The organism is Sulfitobacter sp. 1A13368, from assembly GCF_043557275.1.
GTDB lineage: Bacteria > Pseudomonadota > Alphaproteobacteria > Rhodobacterales > Rhodobacteraceae > Sulfitobacter > Sulfitobacter faviae.
Genome location: NZ_JBIFFR010000001.1, coordinates 480,393 through 497,009, shown reverse-complemented (window position 1 = coordinate 497,009; position 16,617 = coordinate 480,393). Strand labels below are relative to the sequence as shown.

Genomic DNA, 16,617 nt, shown 5'->3' with positions numbered 1-16,617 from the left:
CTAGATTGGGCGGAAATTCACTGTTTTTCCGGAGCCTGCCATTATGCGTCTCGCCCTTTCCCTGCCTCTTGCATCCTGCCTTGCCATTGTTGCCGCGCTGCCTGCGGCGGCGCAGGACCGTAGCATCAACTTCGCCCTCCGCGGCGGTGTCGGGGCGGCGCCGGATTATCCGGGCGCCAGCAGCTATCGCGCGACGCCGGATCTGGCCTTTACCTTCGGTTCGCTGGAATGGGGCGGGCGCAAGATCGGCACCAACATCGGCGAAGCGCCCAAGACCGGTTTCGGCTTCACCGGCGCGTTCCGCTATCTGGGCGAACGTGACAGTTCCGATCACGCGGAACTTGCGGGGCTTGAGGATATCGACGCGGCGGTCGAACTGGGCTTTGGCGTGGTCTACCGCGAGGTGAACTGGCAGGTCTTCGGCAAGGTGCGCCGTGGCTTTGGCGGCCATGAAGGCGTGACTGGCGACATCGGCGCCGATGTGATCTTCCGCCCCGATGAGCGTTGGACCATCACCGCAGGCCCGCGTTTCAGCCTTGGCAACGACACCTATGCTGACACCTATTACGGCGTCGACACCGCCACCACGAACTTCGCCGCGTATGAAGCCGGTGGCGGTCTGCTCGGCGCTGGTGTCGAGGTTGAGGCGACCTATCGTTTGGATGACGCTTGGGCGCTGGAAGGGGCCGTGGCCTATCAACGCCTGCTGAATGACGCTGCCGACAGCCCGATCACACAGGCCGGGTCAGAGGATCAGTGGACCATGCGCATTGGCGTCAGCCGCGCCTTTACTTGGCGGTTCTAAACGGCGTTGCGCCGCCCTTTGGGGGGCGGCGCTTTCTCTTGCCTTAGCCGTAATGCGCGACCGGCGTGCCCGCGATGGCGCCCACGTTCAGCAGACCGCGCGCGGTGATCGAGGGCGACACGATATGCGCCCGGTTGCCCATCCCCATCAGGATCGGCCCGACCTCAAGCCCGTCGCCCTTCATTTTCAGGATGTTGCGCACGCCCGAGGCAGCATCGGCATGGGCAAAGACCAGCACATTGGCGGCCCCTTCCATCCGGTTGCAGGGCAGCAGCCGCGCGCGCAGTTCGGCATCAAGCGCGGTGTCGATGTTCATCTCACCTTCGTAGACGAAATCATGGTTGCCCGCGTCGAGGATCTCCAGCGCCGCGCGCAGACGTTTACCCGACCCTTCGCCCTGATTGCCGAACTGGCTTTGTGAGCAGAGCGCCACTTTCGGCTCGATGCCAAAGCGGCGGACGTGACGGGCGGCCCCGATGGCGATCTCGGCGATCTGTTCGGGGGTGGGGTGCAGGTTCACTTGGGTATCCGCGATAAAAAGCGGCCCGTCTTCGAGGATCATCATCGACAGCGCGCCATGCGGGCGGAAACCGTCGCGGCCCAGCACTTGGTTGACGTAATTGAGGTGCCAGCCAAACTCGCCAAAGGTGCCGCAGATCAGGCTGTCGGCCTCACCGCGGTGCACCATGACCGCGCCAATGGCGGTGGTGTTGGTGCGCATGATGGCGCGCGCGATGTCGGGGCTGACGCCGCGGCGGCACATCAGGCTGTGGTAGGTCTCCCAATAGTCGCGGTAGCGGGGGTCATTCTCGGGGTTCACCAGATCGACGTTTTGGCCCAGTTGCAGGTTCAGACCCGCCTTTTCGATGCGCCGTTCGATCACCTCGGGGCGGCCAATGAGGATGGGCCGTTCCACCGTCTCTTCGATGATCGCTTGCGCGGCGCGCAGCACGCGTTCGTCCTCCCCCTCGGCAAAGACCAGACGGCGGGGGGAGGAGCGGGCGGATTCGAAGACCGGGCGCATGATCAGCGCGGATTTGAACACCGACCCGTCGAGTTTGCGTTTATAGGCGTCGAGGTCTTCGATGGGCCGCGCGGCCACGCCCGTCTCCATCGCGGCCTTGGCCACGGCGGAGGAGACGACGCCGATGAGGCGCGGATCAAAAGGTTTCGGGATCAGATATTCTGCGCCAAAGGTCAGCTGTTCGCCCTGATAGGCCGCTGCCGCCTCCGCGCTCGTGGTGGCGCGGGCGAGGGCGGCGATGCCGTCGATACAGGCGATCTTCATCTCGTCGTTGATCGTGGTCGCACCCACGTCCAGCGCGCCCCGGAAGATGAAGGGGAAGCAGAGCACGTTGTTGACCTGATTGGGAAAATCGCTGCGCCCTGTGGCGATGATCGCGTCCGGTGCCACGGCGCGGGCCACATCGGGCAGGATTTCCGGCGTGGGGTTCGCCAGCGCGAAGATGATCGGGCGTTTGGCCATCTTCGCCACCATCTCGGGCGAGAGCACACCGGGACCGGAGAGGCCGAGGAAGAGGTCGGCCCCGTCGATCACATCGTCCAGCGTGCGCAGGTCGGATTTCTGCGCATATTCGGCCTTGCTGGGGTTCATATCCTCGGTCCGGCCCTCATAGACCAGCCCGTTGATGTCGCAGAGCCAGACGTTCTCACGCTTCACGCCGAGTTTCAGCAGCATATTGAGGCAGGCAATGCCCGCAGCCCCGCCCCCCGTCGAGACGATCTTGATGTCCTCGAAACGCTTTCCCGCCACATGCAGCGCGTTCTTGACCGCAGCGCCGACGACGATGGCGGTGCCGTGCTGGTCATCATGGAAAACGGGGATGTTCATGCGCTCGCGGCAGATCTTCTCGACTACGAAACAGTCGGGCGCCTTGATGTCTTCGAGGTTGATCGCGCCAAAGCTCGGCTCCATCGCGCAGACGATCTCGGCCAGTTTCTCGGGGTCGGATTGATCAAGCTCGATGTCGAAACAGTCAATATTGGCGAATTTCTTGAAGAGCACGGCCTTGCCCTCCATCACCGGTTTCGAGGCCAGCGCGCCGATATTGCCCAGGCCCAGCACTGCCGTGCCATTGCTGACCACGGCCACCAGATTGCCGCGCGAAGTATAGCGCGCGGCGGTGTCGGGGTCGTTTTTGATCTCGATGCAGGCCTCGGCCACGCCCGGTGAATAGGCCCGCGCCAGATCGCGGCCATTGGCCAGCGGTTTGGTCGCGCGGATCTCCAGTTTCCCGGGCCGGGGGTGTTCGTGGTAATCCAATGCAGCTTGGCGCAGGTTGGGGGTGTCGGACATCGTTTATGCTTCTCCCGAATAATGGTTTAGCGTTAAACTAATTTTCGCGCGCAAGCAAAGCGGCTTTTGGCGGGGGCGGTCTAGGTGCCGGTTGGCTTTGCCCCAGCGTCGCCCTTGCAGGTCATTTTGCGCGGGCCTTTAAGAGGCGATTGAGGCGACATGTGGTTTTGCATCGCACAGGGCGGGGCAATTTTCTATAGTCCGAGAAAAGGGAGAGCCTAATGACTGATTTGCGCGACGCGGCTATGTTGGTGCGGGAAAACGCCCATGCGCCCTATTCGAATTTCAAGGTCGGCGCGGCGATCCGCACCGCCTCGGGCGCGGTGTTCAGTGGCTGCAATGTGGAAAACGTCGCCTACCCGCAGGGCACCTGCGCCGAGGCGGGCGCGATTGCTGCCATGGTCGCGGCGGGCGAGCGTGAGATCGCCGAGGTCTATGTTGTGGCGGGCAGCGATATGCCTGTGACGCCCTGCGGCGGCTGCCGCCAGAAACTCGCGGAATTCTCGGGCGGGGATGTATCCGTGACCATGGCGACCGTGGCGGGCAAGGAACAGCAGACCACCATGGGCGACTTGCTGCCGGGGGCCTTTGGCGCCGCCCATATGCAGGGTTAACCGCATGAGCGCGCGGGACATTCTGGCGCGGCTGCGCCATGGTGAGGCATTGGACGCAGAGGCGCTGACGTGGATGGCAGGCGCGCTGGCCGATGGCCGTGTTAGTGACGCGCAGGCCGGAGCCTTTGCCATGGGCATCTGCCTCAATGGCTTGGACCAGCCGGGCCGGGTGGCGCTGACCCTCGCGATGCGCGATTCGGGGCAGGTGTTGGACTGGGACTTGGACGGCCCCGTGCTCGACAAACATTCGACCGGCGGGGTGGGCGATTGCGTCTCATTGATCCTCGCCCCCGCGCTGGCTGCCTGTGGGGCCTATGTGCCGATGATCTCGGGTCGGGGGCTGGGGCATACGGGCGGCACGCTCGACAAGCTTGAGGCGATCCCCGGCGTCAGCACGCAGTTGGAAGAGGCCCGCTTTCGCGACGTGGTGCGAGACGTGGGTTGCGCCATTGTCAGCGCCAGCGGCGACATCGCCCCGGCAGATCGGCGGCTTTATGCGGTGCGGGATGTGACCTCGACCGTAGATTCGCTCGACCTGATCACCGCGTCGATCCTGTCGAAAAAGCTCGCCGCCGGGCTGGATGGGCTGGTGCTCGACGTGAAGGTCGGCTCGGGCGCTTTCATGAAGGAGCTCGCGCAGGCGCGTGCCTTGGCCGAAGCGCTGAGCGGCACCGCCACGGCGGCGGGCTGCCCGACGACGGCGGTGATCAGTGATATGAACCAGCCGCTGGTGCCGAGCCTTGGCAACGCGCTGGAAGTGGCCGAGGTAATGCGGGTGCTGACCGGGGCGGCCACGGGGCCGATCCTTGATGTGACGGCTGAATTGGGTGGCGGGCTTCTTGCCAATGGCGGTTTGGCCGCGACGGCTGAGGCGGGGGCCGAAGCGCTCCGCGCGGCAGTCCGCGATGGCCGCGCGTTGGAGCGTTTCACCCGGATGCTCAGCGCCATGGGCGCACCCGCCGATTTCGCCGAAAACTGGGAGCGTATTCTGCCCAAAGCCCCCGTGATCCGCGCGGTCCCCGCGCCGCGCGGCGGCTACGTGAGCACGATCGACGGCGCGGCACTTGGCATGGCGGTGGTCAACCTCGGCGGGGGCCGGGTGGTCGAGGCGGACCAGATCGACCCGGCGGTGGGCCTGTCGCAGGTGCGGCGCTTGGGCGAAGAGGTCTGCGTGGGCGCGCCTTTGGCCACGATCCATGCGGCGGGGGACGCGGCGGCGGATTCGGCGGAAGCGGCGGTTCTGGCGGCGATCACGCTAGGGGACAAGGCGGTTGAAGCGCCGGATTTGATCTTGGAAAGGATCGGTTGATGGGACGTGCATTCTTGGTCGTGATCGATTCCGTGGGCATCGGCGGTGCGCCGGACGCGGGGGATTTCTTTAACGGTGATCTGCCCGATACCGGGGCCAATACGCTGGGCCATATCGCGCAGGCCTGTGCGGCGGGAGAGGCCGAAGAGGGGCGCAGCGGGCCGCTGGCGCTGCCCAATCTCGACCGGTTGGGTCTGGGCGCTGCGCTGAAGCTCGCCAGCGGGATGGAGGCGCCGGGGCTGGGTGCTGCGCCCGAAGGCCGCTGGGGCGCTGCGACGGAGGTTTCGCAGGGCAAAGACACCCCCTCGGGCCATTGGGAATTGGCCGGGTTGCCAGTGCCCTGGGCATGGCATTACTTCCCCGATGAGACCCCTGCCTTTCCAGCAGACCTGACCGCAGAGGTTGCGCGGTTGGCGGGCAGCGATGGCATCTTGGGCAATTGTCACGCCTCTGGCACCGCCATCATCGAACGGCTGGGGGCGGAGCATTGCGAAAGCGGCTGGCCGATCTGCTATACTTCTGCCGACAGCGTGTTCCAGATCGCCGCGCATGAAGAGACCTTTGGCCTCGACCGCCTTTTGAAGCTTTGCCAAGACATCGCACCGCGGCTGCATGAGATGAAGGTGGGCCGTGTCATCGCGCGGCCCTTCACCGGTGAAGTGGGCGCCTTTGAGCGCACCGCGAAACGGCGCGACTATGCCATCACGCCGCCTAAACCGGTGCTGACCAACTGGGTGCAGAACGCGGGGGGGCGGGTCTCTGCGGTGGGCAAGATTGGCGACATCTTTACCATGCAGGGCATCGACGAGCTGCGCAAAGGGCCAGACGCCAAGCTAATGGACCATCTGCATGATCTGATTGCCGAGGCCGAAGAGGGCAGCCTGACCTTCGCCAACTTCGTGGAGTTCGACAGTCTTTACGGGCACCGCCGCGATGTCTCGGGCTATGCCCGCGCGTTGGAGTGGTTCGACGCCGAGATCGGCAAGGTGATCGCCGCGCTGCGCGAGGGCGACATGCTGGTGGTGACGGCGGACCATGGCAATGATCCGACATGGGCGGGCAGCGATCACACCCGCGAAAGGGTGCCGGTGCTGGTCGCCGGGACCGGGGCGGGGGCATTGGGGCAGATCGGCTTTACCGATGTCGCAGCGCTCGTCGCCGGGCATCTGGGGGTAGAGGTGCCGCAGTAGCCGCGCAGCCTTTGCTTGCGAGCGGGGCGCTTGTGCGGCTAGAAGCAGTGCAAATAAAGGAGCCTGCCGCATGACCGATACCCCCAATCACCTGACGATCGTCGACCATCCGCTGGTGCAGCACAAGCTGACCATCATGCGCGACAAAGCCACCTCGACCGCCGTCTTCCGGCAGTTGCTGCGCGAGATCAGCCAGCTTTTGGCCTATGAGGTGACGCGCGGCCTGCCGATGACGACCAAGCGGGTCGAGACCCCGATGCAAGAGATGGACGCGCCAACGCTTGACGGCAAGAAACTGGCGCTGATCTCGATCCTGCGGGCGGGCAACGGGCTGATGGACGGGGTGCTCGAATTGATCCCCTCGGCGCGGGTCGGCTTTGTCGGTCTCTACCGTGACGAAGAGACCCTCCAGCCGGTGCAGTATTACTTCAAAGTGCCCGAGGCGATGGAAGACCGTCTGGTCATCGCCGTGGACCCGATGCTGGCCACCGGCAACTCCTCGGTCGCGGCGATCAATCTGCTGAAAGAGGCAGGCGCCACCAATATCATCTTCCTCTGCCTGTTGGCCTCGCCCGAGGGGGTCGCCACGATGAAAGCGGCGCATCCGGACGTGCGCATCGTCACGGCCTCGCTGGACGAGTCCCTCAACGAAAAGGGCTATATCATCCCCGGTTTGGGCGACGCAGGAGACCGGATGTTCGGCACCAAGTGATCGGGTAAGTTTCGCTAATCGGCGCGCGGTGCTTTACTCAGGCCGCGCGCTGATGCATCGTTCTACCAGATAGTGTGGGGGCATTAGATGACACTTACCAGAAGTATTGCCATGGCGATGATCGTCGCAGCCTTGGGTGTCGGCGGATCGCAGACCCAAGCGCAGGACAGCCGCAGCCAACCGGCAGAGTTTCCGCCGTCCTCTTACAAGGGCAAGCAATATGTCGACAGCGCGGGATGTGTGTTCATCCGCGCGGGCATTGACGGCAATGTGTCATGGGTGCCCCGCATGAGCCGTGCGCGCCAGCAAATCTGCGGTTTCCAGCCCACAAACGGCGTGAAAGTGGCAGAGGCAAAGGTTGAGGCGGCGCAGACCAAAGTCGACCCCGCCCCGGCCAAGAGGCCCCCCGCCCGTGTCGCCGAAGCGCCTGCGCCCAAGGCGAAGCCGAAAGCCCCCGTGGCCCGGCCCGCGCCGCAAAAAGTGGTGCGCCGTGTCGCGCCAGCCCCGGCGCGGAGCACTGCCCCCAAAGTCGTGCGCGAGACCGCGCCGCGCCCCGTGCCCGTGGTGCCCAGCAAACCCGTCGCGCTGGCCGCCCCGGCACCGGCTGGCTTCGTCACCGCTTGCCCCGGCGCGTCGCCCCTGTCGCAGCGCTATATGCGGCGCGGGGATGGGTATAGCGTGCGCTGTGGTCCGCAGGCAGAGCCGATTGTGACGGGGCGTCTTGCCCCTTCGAGCCCGCAGCGCGGCACCGCACCGCAGCCCTACCGCAGCGCGGGTGTGATGCCCGGCGTTGCCACTGCACCCGCGCGGATCGTGGCCCCTGCCGCCGTCGCCGCACCGGTGGTCAGCGCCAAGCCCGCCCGCGCCGTGGGCACGCAGACGCGGATCGTGCCGAAACATGTGGCGATCAATCGGGTGAACACGACCAATGTGAAAGTCCCGAAAGGATACCGGAAGGTTTGGGAAGACGACCGTCTGAACCCGCACCGGGCCGAGCAAACCTTGGAAGGCCGCGCCGACATGCTGTTGGTCTGGACCCAGACCCTGCCGCGCCGTTTGGTCAACAAGGCCACCGGCGAAGACGTGACCGCCAAAGTGCCGCTGATCTATCCCTATCTCGATATCGAAACGCAACGCCGCAAGCTGGGGCGGGTCAAGATCGTCGAGCGCGATGGCCAAGTGGTGAAACGGGTGCTGCGCTACCGCAACGCCGCGCCGATCCATCGGGATGCCCGCCCGATCAAGAAGGCCCCCGTCTATTCCAGCCGCTCCGCCCCGACAGCCCAGCCCAACACCAAAGCGGGCTATGTGCAGGTCGGTGTCTTCGGCAGCCCCGCCAATGCGCAGCGCGCGGCGCGGCAGATCGCGGCCTTGGGCCTGCCCGCCCGCATCGGCAAACAGACCCGTGGCGGCAAGACCTATCACAGCGTTCAGGCGGGCCCCATCGCGGGCGGCTCTGCCCAAGCGGCGCTTGGCCAATTGCGCCGGGCGGGATACCGGGACGCCTATCTGCGGCGCTAAGCGTTTTGCAATGAAGGAGAAAGGCCAGCCGCGGTTTCCCCGGGCTGGCCTTTTTCTTGGGCCAATCCGTCAGCCGCCGCAGATGCTTTGCAATCTCAGCCAATCGGCATCCGACATCAGCGGCGCGGTCAGCTTGCCGTTCATCGGGTCACCTTCGATCAGGGGCAGGGTGCTTTCGCCGGTGATGTCACGCGCAAAGGCATAGGGCTTGCTGCGCAGCTCGGCTTGGGCAAATCGCGCCAGTTGAGCCTCGACCTGCGGTGTCGCGGCGGGGCGCATCAGCAGTTGCTCGGCATAGGCATCCAGCGCCTCGGAAGAGATATCGCCGGTGGTCAGCAGGCGGAAGTTCTCGCGCAGGCCCACGGCCTCCAGAAGGGCGCGCAGCGGGTCATGCTCCCGGCGCGCCACATCCTCGGTCAGCACATAGCCCGCAGCGACATCGGGTTCTTCGTAATCCTCCAGCACCGCGCGGTCGAGCACGATGAGACGGCCCGGCAGATGCAGGCTGGCGCGGGTCATATCAGGTAGGATCGCCACGCGCCCGACCGCCAACCGTTTGGTGAGCCGCGCCAGCGCGGCGCTGCCGCCGGGGCTTTCGCAGGCGGGGCCAGAGACGCGTTCCAGCCGCTTGAGCAGGGCCGTGCCCAAAGAGACACGTTTAACCTCTGGCACCACTTTGATCGCATGATCGCGCAGCGCGCCGGGCATCCAAAAGACCGCCAGCGCCGCCACCACCGCGACGGAGGCCAACATGCCGACCGACCGCAAACGCTCCGGCTTGGGACGGCTGCGATTGATCGCGCGGCGCAGCTTTTCGATGGCCTCGATCATCTCGGTTTCATTGTCGGGCAGTTCCAGCGTCTCGCCCGGATCGCCGTCTGGATGATAGAGCGCGGGGGTCTGGCCGGGGTTGGCCCTGTCGACGGCGGCCAGCGACCAATGGGTCAGCGCCTGATCCTTGAGATCGCTGATCACCAGCGTGGCGTCACCGATAGAGACGATCACCTCGCGCCGCTGCGCATCGGGCGTGGCGCGCCAAAGGCCCGTCGCTTCGAGCCGGGCGTATTTTGTCAAGGCGGTCATGGGGTTCTGCTGCGGGCCTGTCAGTTTTCGCCACTCTACCACGCGCTGCGGGATCAGCAATGGCAGGTGACATAATGCCCCGCCTTAGAAGGCCGCCGCCTGTTTGCGCAATTCGAACTTCTGGATCTTCCCGGTGGAGGTTTTTGGCAGTTCGCCAAAGACCACGCGCTTGGGCGTCTTGAACCCGGCAAGGCGCGCGCGGGCAAAGGCGATCAGCGCCTCTTCGCTGGCCTCCGCCCCCGGTTTCAACTCGACAAAGGCGCAAGGCACCTCGCCCCATTTCTCATCCGGTTGCGCCACCACGGCCGCGAGGTTGACCGCGCCGTGGCCCATCAACACACCCTCGACCTCGACGCTCGAAATATTCTCTCCGCCCGAGATGATGATGTCCTTGGCGCGGTCGGCGATCTGGATGTAGCCGTCGGGATGCTGCACCGCGATGTCGCCGGAATGGAAGTAGCCGCCTGCGAAGGCTTCTGCCGTGGCCTCGGGGTTCTTGAGGTAGCCTTTCATCACCGCATTGCCGCGGATCATGATCTCGCCCTGTGCCGCGCCGTCACGCGGGGTTTGGGCCATCTCGGCGTCCATCACGGTGATCTCTTCCATCATCGGCATCGCGACACCTTGGCGGGCCTTGATCCCGGCGCGCTCCGGTTCGGGCAGCCCGTCCCATGCGCCTTGCCAGAGACATTCGGTGACATGGCCAAAGGTTTCGGTCAGCCCATAGACCTGCGTAACGTTGAACCCCAGCTTTTCGATCTTCGACAGGGTCGCGGGGGCCGGGGGCGCGCCCGCGGTGAAAACCTCGACCCGGTGATCGAAGGCGCGGCGGTCTTCTGCGTCCGCGTTGACCAGCATGTTCAGCACGATGGGCGCGCCGCCGAAATGGGTGACGCCGTGATCGGCGATGGCGTCATAGATCGCCGCCGCGGTGATGTCGCGGCAACAGACCAGCGTGCCGCCCAAAAGCGGCATCATCCAAGTGTGGTTCCAGCCGTTGCAGTGAAACAGCGGCACGATCTGCATGAAGACCGGGCGCAACACCATCTGCCAAGAGATTACCGTGCCCATGGTCATCAGGTAGGCGCCGCGGTGGTGGTAGACCACGCCCTTGGGCCGCCCGGTGGTGCCGGAGGTGTAGTTGAGCGCGAGGCTCTCCCATTCATCTTCGGGCATGATCCAGTGAAAATTCGGATTGGCTTCGGCCAGAAGGTCTTCGTATTGCGGGTGCCGCCCGCTGGCAGGGAAACCGGCGGCAGGGTCGGGCACTTCGATGATCGCGGGGCAGGTGCCCTCCATCCGCGCGCAGGCGTCTTCGGCCAGCGGCAGGAACTCGGTATCGACCAAGAGCACCTTGGCCCCGCCGTGGTCGAGGATATAGGCCACCGTGTCGGGATCGAGGCGAATGTTGATGGTGTTGAGCACGGCCCCGCAGGCGGGCACGCCGAAATGCGCCTCGGCCTGCGCGGGCAGGTTGGGGATGAGGGTGGCGACCACGTCGCCGGGGGCCACGCCGATTTCGGCCAGCAGCGCGGCGAGGCGGCTGCAGCGGTCATGGTACTGGGCATAGGTGACGCGGTGGTCGCCGTGGATCACCGCCGTCTGGTTCGGGAAAACCTCTGCGGCGCGGACCAAATGCGACAAGGGCGTGAGCGGCACGAAATTCGCCGCGCATTTCTCAAGCCCGCTTTCATCCGTCATCCACCCCATGCGACCCCTCCCAAGGCATTGGTTGCGATTTGGGGTTGAGTATTGCTGCCCGGACGTGACTTTGAAAAGAGGGCAGGAGGGAAAAGGAGGGCAGATGCAGGACACAGCGGTAAAATCGGGGCTGGCGGCGCTTTGCGCGGTGAGTGGTATGGCGGCTTTGGGGCTGACGGATAATTTCGTCCCCTTCATCACCGAGCGCGGGTCGCTCTGGCAGTTTCACTTCCTGCGCGGGCTTATGGCGGTGGCGATCCTGATGGTGCTGGCGGCCTTGGGTTTCGGCATCTTGCGCCCGCGGCGGTTCTGGGCCGTGGCCGGGCGCAGCTTGTTTCAGGCGGGCGCGATGTTGATCTATTTCGGCTGTCTGGCTTTTCTGCCCATCGGGGTGGTGGTGGCCGGGCTGTTCACCTCGCCGCTTTTCGTGCTGATGATCTCGGCCCTGTTTCAGGGCAAGCGCGTCGGCCCATGGCGGTGGGGGGCCGTGGCCGTGGGTTTTGCCGGGGCCTTGATGGTGATCCGCCCGGACCCGAGCGATCTTGACCCCGTGGCCTTCCTCCCGCTGTTGGCCGGGGCGCTCTATGCCATCGGCGCCGTGGCGACGCGGGCGTGGTGCGAGGGGGAGAGCACGATGGTGATGACCGCGGGCTTCTTCGGCATGTTGGCAGTCATGGGCGGCATCGGTGTCTTGGTCCTGCCGGGGGCGGAGGTGGCGGGGGCCGAAGGTTTCGTCAGCCGGACATGGGGGCCGCTCGACGGCGCGATGTGGTTCTGGATCGCGGTGCAGGCGGTGGGCTCGCTCATCGGCATCGGCTTCCTGGTGCGCGGCTACCAATTGGGAGAGGCCGGGCATGTGGCGATTTTCGAGTACTCGCTGCTGATCTTCGCCAGTTTCTGGGCCTATATCCTTTGGGATCAAGAGGTACCGCCATTGGCTTTCGCGGGCATGGCGTTGATCGCACTGGCCGGGGCGGTGATCGCCCTGCGCAGCGATGAGCCTTCGACCCTACGCGCGCCGGAGGCGGTGGAGTGATCATTAGTCGCGGTCGGCGTTACGTCTTCGTTCATATCCCCAAGACCGGGGGCACCTCACTGGCGCTGGTGCTTGAAGATCGCGCGATGAAGGACGACGTGATGCTGGGCGACACGCCGAAAGCGCGCAAGCGGCGGCGGCGGGTGCAGGGCGCGCAGGCGGCGGGGCGGCTGTGGAAGCATTCGACGCTGGCGGACATCGACGGGTTGGTGACAGCGGAGGAACTCTCGGGGCTGTTCTGCTTCACGCTGGTGCGCAACCCGTGGGACCGGGTGGCGAGCTATTATCGCTGGCTGCGGGGGCAGGGGTTTGAGCATCCGGCGGTGGCGCTGGCGAAGGCGACGGATTTCGCCGGGTTCCTGCGGCAACCGCAGACGCAAGCCAGCCTGCGGGCATGGCCCGCGCGGCGGTATATGCGGGATGCGGCGGGGCGGGAGCGTTGCGATCTCTATATTCGGCTGGAGCATTTTGCCGAAGATGCGGCGCCGTTGTTTGAGCATCTTGGGTTTGAGTTGGAATTGCCGCGGGTAAACACCTCGGAGGGGCAGGCGGCCTATACGCCCGAGTTGCGCGATTTGGTGTCGGAGGTCTGTGCCGAGGATATCGCGCGGTTTGGCTACGGTTACGAAGAACACTAGGCCCGGAATCAAGCCGCAGGCGCCGGGCCATCGCCTGCCCGCCCCGTCACGCCAGAGGCGTGCAGGTACAGTTAGGGCGCACCTCCGGTGCGACCGGGTAGGCGATTTGGTGAGGCAGGGCGCGACTTCGCGAGCGCACATCATGGCTGCACCATAAAGTGGCATAAAGCCACGTCGCATCGCCGACCCGCGGGCAGGCGATGACCCTCCTACCAATAAAAAGGGGCGCCGAAGCGCCCCCTCTCTCCCTTACGCCGCCTTGGCGTCTGGGTTGAACCGTCCGTAGAAACTCTGGTTCTTCTGCGCCATATCGCGCAGCAGGTCCGGGCATGCAAAGCGCTCACCGTATTTCTCGGTCAGCTCGTCACAACGCTCCGCCGCATAGGGCGCGCCGATCATGTCGAGCCAGCTCAGCGGGCCGCCGGACCAGGGCGCGAAGCCCCAGCCGAGGATCGCGCCCACGTCGCCCTCGCGGATGTCCATCAAGACACCTTCCTCCAGCGCGCGCACGGCTTCCAGCGTCTGCGAGAACAGCAAGCGATGCTGCACCTCGATCAACTCGGGCTGCTCCTCGGCCACGGGGTACTTGTCCCCCATGCCCTGCCACAGACCCTCGCGCTTGCCCTTCGCGTCGTAGCTGTAGAAACCGGCGTTGGCCTTGCGGCCCAGACGGCCCTCTTCCTCCATCCAGAACACCAGCGGGTCGATGTCGTCGTTCGGATATTCATCGCCCATCGCCGCCTTGGTCGCGCGGGCGATCTTGGCCCCCAGATCGATCGAGGTCTCGTCCATCAGCTGCAGCGGGCCAAGCGGCATGCCGACCAGCTTCGCGGCGTTCTCGATCAACGCGGGCTCGACGCCCTCCTGGACCATGCGCACACCTTCGTTGATGTAAGGAATGATGCAGCGGTTGGCGTAGAAGAAGCGCGCGTCATTGACCACGATCGGGGTCTTGCGGATCTGGCGCACGAAGTCGAGCGCTTTCGCCACGGCCCGGTCACCGGTCCCTTGGCCCTTGATGATCTCCACCAGCAGCATCTTCTCGACGGGCGAGAAGAAGTGAATGCCGATGAACTGCTCCGCGCGGCTCGACGCTTTGGCCAGATCGGTGATCGGCAGGGTCGAGGTGTTGGAGGCAAAGATGCAATCCTCGGGGATCACGGCCTCGACCTTCTGAGTCATCTCGGCCTTAACCTTCGGATCTTCGAAGACCGCCTCGATGATCAGATCACACCCCTTCAGCGCCTCCAGATCGGTGGTCGCGGTGATCAGATCGAGCGCCTTGGCCTTCTTCTCGGGCGTGGCTTTCTTGCGGGCGATGCCCTTGTCGAAATAGCCCTCGGTATAGGCCTTGCCCTTGTCCGCGGCCTCCTGCGTCTGGTCGATCAGCACCACCTCGATGCCGGCCTGCGCCGAAACCAGCGTGATGCCGGCACCCATCATGCCCGCGCCCAGAACGCCCAGCTTCTTCACGCGCTGGTCCGGCACGCCTTCGGGCCGCACGGCACCCTTCTCCAGCGCTTCCTTGTTGAGGAAAAGCGAGCGGATCATGTTGCCCGACGACGGATTCATCAGCACGTTGGTGAACCAGCGCGCCTCGACCTTCAGTGCGGTGTCGAAAGGCACAAGCGCACCTTCGTAGACCGCCGACAAGAGCGCCTTGGCCGCCGGATAGACGCCCTGCGTCTTGCCGTTGACCATCGCATTGGCGCCGACGAAGGTCATGAAGCCGGCCGGATGATAGGGCGCGCCGCCGGGCATCTTGTAGCCCTTGGCATCCCACGGCTTGACCAGATCGGCGTCCTTGGCGTTCAGCACCCAGTCACGCGCGGCGGCCATCGGGTCTTCGCTGACCTCGTCGATGATCCCGGCCTTCTGCGCTGCGGCAGGGGCCACCATCTTGCCTTCCAGAAGGAAGGGCGAAGCCGCCATGGCGCCGAGCTTGCGCACCATCCGCGTGGTGCCACCCGCACCCGGGAAGATGCCCACGAGGATCTCCGGCAGGCCGATGCGCGCCTTGGGGTTGTCGGCGGCAAAGGTGCGGTGCGTGGACAGCGGCAGTTCCAGCCCGATGCCCGCGGCGGTACCGGGGATCACGCAGGCCACGGGCTTGCCGCCCTTGTTGGTCTTGGGGTCCATGCCCGCGCGCTCGATCTTGCGCAGCAGGGCGTGCATCTGCATCGTGCCCTCGAAAAGCCCCTTGGCCGGATCGTCGCCCGCGTCTTCCTTCATCTTCGCCAGCAGGTTCAGGTCCATGCCCCCGGCGAAAGAGCCCTCCTTGCCGGAGGTGATGACGATGCCTTTGACGGCGTCATCGGCCAGCGCGTCGTCGATATGCTTTTCCAGATCGCGCAGGCCGTCGAAGGACATGACGTTCATGCTCTTGCCCGGCACGTCCCAAGTGATGGTGGCGATGCCTTCGGCATCCTTGTTCATTGTGAAATCGGTCATTCTCTTGCTCCCTTCGCGGCTCACACGCGCTCGATGATGGTGGCGGCACCCATGCCCGACGCGATGCAGAGCGTGGCCAGCCCCACTTCCTTGTCGGCGCGCTCCATCTCATCGAGCAGGATGCCGATGATCATGGCGCCGGTGGCGCCCAAGGGGTGCCCCATGGCGATGCCGCCGCCGTTCACGTTGACCTTGCTGTCGTCCACATCGAAGGCCTGCATGAAGCGCAGCACCACGGCGGCGAAAGCCTCGTTGACCTCGAAGAGGTCGATGTCGCCGATGGTCATGCCGTTGTCCTTGAGGATCTTCTCGGTCACCGGCACCGGGCCGGTCAGCATGATGGTGGGATCGGTGCCGATCTTGGCGGTGGCGCGGATGCGGGCGCGGGGCTTCAGCCCGTGCTGCTCGCCGAACTCCTTGTTGCCGATCAAAACGGCTGCGGCACCGTCGACGATGCCAGACGAGTTGCCCGCGTGGTGGATGTGGTTGATCCGCTCCAGATGCGGGTATTTCATCAGCGCGACCTTGTCGAAGCCGGGCATGACCTCGCCCATCTGCTGGAAGGCGGGGTTCAGGCCGCCAAGGCTCTGCATGTCGGTCTGCGGGCGCATGTATTCGTCGCGGTCGAGGATGGCGAGGCCGTTCTGGTCGCGCACGGTGATGACAGATTTGTCGAAGCGGCCCTCTTCCCAGGCCCGCGCGGCGCGCTGCTGAGACTGCATGGCCAGTTGGTCGGCCTCGTCACGCGAGAAGCCGAACTCGGTGGCGATGATATCCGCCGAGATGCCCTGCGGCACGAAGTATTTCTCCATCGCCAGCGTCGGGTCCACGGCGATGGCCGCCCCATCGCTGCCCATGGCCACGCGGCCCATCATCTCGACACCACCGGCGATATAGCCGTTGCCCGCGCCGCCTTTGACTTGGTTCGCAGCGAGGTTCACGGCCTCCATGCCCGACGCGCAGAAGCGGTTGATGGCCAGACCCGGGATGCGCTCATCAAGGTCCGAGGCCAGCACCGCCGAGCGGGCCAGGCAGCCGCCCTGTTCCATCACCTGGGTGACGTTGCCCCAGATCACGTCCTCGACGGCATGGCCTTCGAGGTTGTTGCGCTCCTTCACGGCGTTCAGGGTCTGGGCGGAAAGCCGCAGCGAGGTCACCTCGTGCAGGGCGCCGTCCTTACGGCCCTTGCCGCGCGGGGTGCGCAGGGCGTCGTAGATGTATACGTCTTGGGTCATGTCAT

13 protein-coding genes are annotated in these 16,617 nt (G+C 65.2%); 8 read left to right on the top strand and 5 right to left on the bottom strand.

Going from position 1 to position 16,617, the window contains the following annotated elements; all coding sequences use genetic code 11:
• Positions 1-43 precede the first annotated feature (43 nt).
• Positions 44-805 (top strand): MipA/OmpV family protein, encoded by a 762-nt coding sequence (locus ACGYK4_RS02410; protein WP_209218232.1) that lies wholly within the window; start codon positions 44-46, stop codon positions 803-805.
• A gap of 43 nt (positions 806-848) precedes the next feature.
• On the opposite strand, the gene ACGYK4_RS02405 is transcribed toward ACGYK4_RS02410, so the two are convergent.
• Positions 849-3,122 (bottom strand): NADP-dependent malic enzyme, encoded by a 2,274-nt coding sequence (locus ACGYK4_RS02405; RefSeq protein ID WP_394433782.1) that lies wholly within the window; start codon positions 3,120-3,122, stop codon positions 849-851.
• Positions 3,123-3,343: 221 nt separating this feature from the next.
• On the opposite strand from ACGYK4_RS02405, the gene ACGYK4_RS02400 reads away from it, so the two are divergent.
• The 5 genes from ACGYK4_RS02400 (at position 3,344) to ACGYK4_RS02380 (ending at position 8,468) form a co-directional block, all read left to right on the top strand.
• Positions 3,344-3,736 carry a cytidine deaminase gene (locus tag ACGYK4_RS02400; RefSeq protein WP_394454934.1) on the top strand — a complete coding sequence of 131 codons (393 nt, stop codon included), beginning with the start codon at positions 3,344-3,346 and terminating at the stop codon, positions 3,734-3,736.
• Between the two features lie 4 nt (positions 3,737-3,740).
• Positions 3,741-5,045, top strand: coding sequence for a thymidine phosphorylase (locus ACGYK4_RS02395; protein WP_394454932.1), 1,305 nt, complete (start codon positions 3,741-3,743; stop codon positions 5,043-5,045).
• On the top strand, positions 5,045-6,235 hold the full coding sequence (locus tag ACGYK4_RS02390) for a phosphopentomutase (protein WP_394454931.1): 1,191 nt from the start codon (positions 5,045-5,047) through the stop codon (positions 6,233-6,235). Before ACGYK4_RS02395 ends, ACGYK4_RS02390 begins: the two co-directional genes overlap by 1 nt.
• 70 nt (positions 6,236-6,305) lie before the next feature.
• The gene (upp, locus tag ACGYK4_RS02385) at positions 6,306-6,947 is read left to right on the top strand and encodes a uracil phosphoribosyltransferase (RefSeq protein ID WP_067263778.1); all 642 of its coding nucleotides are present in this window, start codon (positions 6,306-6,308) and stop codon (positions 6,945-6,947) included.
• An 87-nt stretch (positions 6,948-7,034) separates the two neighbouring features.
• Complete coding sequence (locus tag ACGYK4_RS02380) at positions 7,035-8,468, top strand: SPOR domain-containing protein (protein WP_394454930.1); 1,434 nt, start codon at positions 7,035-7,037, stop codon at positions 8,466-8,468.
• Between the two features lie 69 nt (positions 8,469-8,537).
• On the opposite strand, the gene ACGYK4_RS02375 is transcribed toward ACGYK4_RS02380, so the two are convergent.
• The gene (locus ACGYK4_RS02375; protein ID WP_394454928.1) at positions 8,538-9,551 is read right to left on the bottom strand and encodes a hypothetical protein; all 1,014 of its coding nucleotides are present in this window, start codon (positions 9,549-9,551) and stop codon (positions 8,538-8,540) included.
• An 84-nt stretch (positions 9,552-9,635) separates the two neighbouring features.
• The gene (locus ACGYK4_RS02370) at positions 9,636-11,261 is read right to left on the bottom strand and encodes an AMP-binding protein (RefSeq protein ID WP_394454927.1); all 1,626 of its coding nucleotides are present in this window, start codon (positions 11,259-11,261) and stop codon (positions 9,636-9,638) included.
• 94 nt (positions 11,262-11,355) lie between these two features.
• On the opposite strand from ACGYK4_RS02370, the gene ACGYK4_RS02365 reads away from it, so the two are divergent.
• Together ACGYK4_RS02365 and ACGYK4_RS02360 are read left to right on the top strand one after the other, a co-directional pair.
• Positions 11,356-12,288: a DMT family transporter gene (locus ACGYK4_RS02365; protein ID WP_209218225.1), complete on the top strand. Its 933-nt coding sequence runs from the start codon at positions 11,356-11,358 to the stop codon at positions 12,286-12,288.
• Positions 12,285-12,926 carry a sulfotransferase family 2 domain-containing protein gene (locus ACGYK4_RS02360; RefSeq protein ID WP_394454925.1) on the top strand — a complete coding sequence of 214 codons (642 nt, stop codon included), beginning with the start codon at positions 12,285-12,287 and terminating at the stop codon, positions 12,924-12,926. The genes ACGYK4_RS02365 and ACGYK4_RS02360 overlap by 4 nt, the downstream gene beginning before the upstream one ends.
• Before the next feature lie 249 nt (positions 12,927-13,175).
• On the opposite strand, the gene ACGYK4_RS02355 is transcribed toward ACGYK4_RS02360, so the two are convergent.
• Both ACGYK4_RS02355 and ACGYK4_RS02350 read right to left on the bottom strand, forming a co-directional pair.
• Complete coding sequence (locus ACGYK4_RS02355; protein ID WP_394454924.1) at positions 13,176-15,377, bottom strand: 3-hydroxyacyl-CoA dehydrogenase NAD-binding domain-containing protein; 2,202 nt, start codon at positions 15,375-15,377, stop codon at positions 13,176-13,178.
• 20 nt (positions 15,378-15,397) lie between these two features.
• On the bottom strand, positions 15,398-16,612 hold the full coding sequence (locus tag ACGYK4_RS02350; protein ID WP_209218222.1) for an acetyl-CoA C-acetyltransferase: 1,215 nt from the start codon (positions 16,610-16,612) through the stop codon (positions 15,398-15,400).
• Positions 16,613-16,617: the final 5 nt, after the last annotated feature.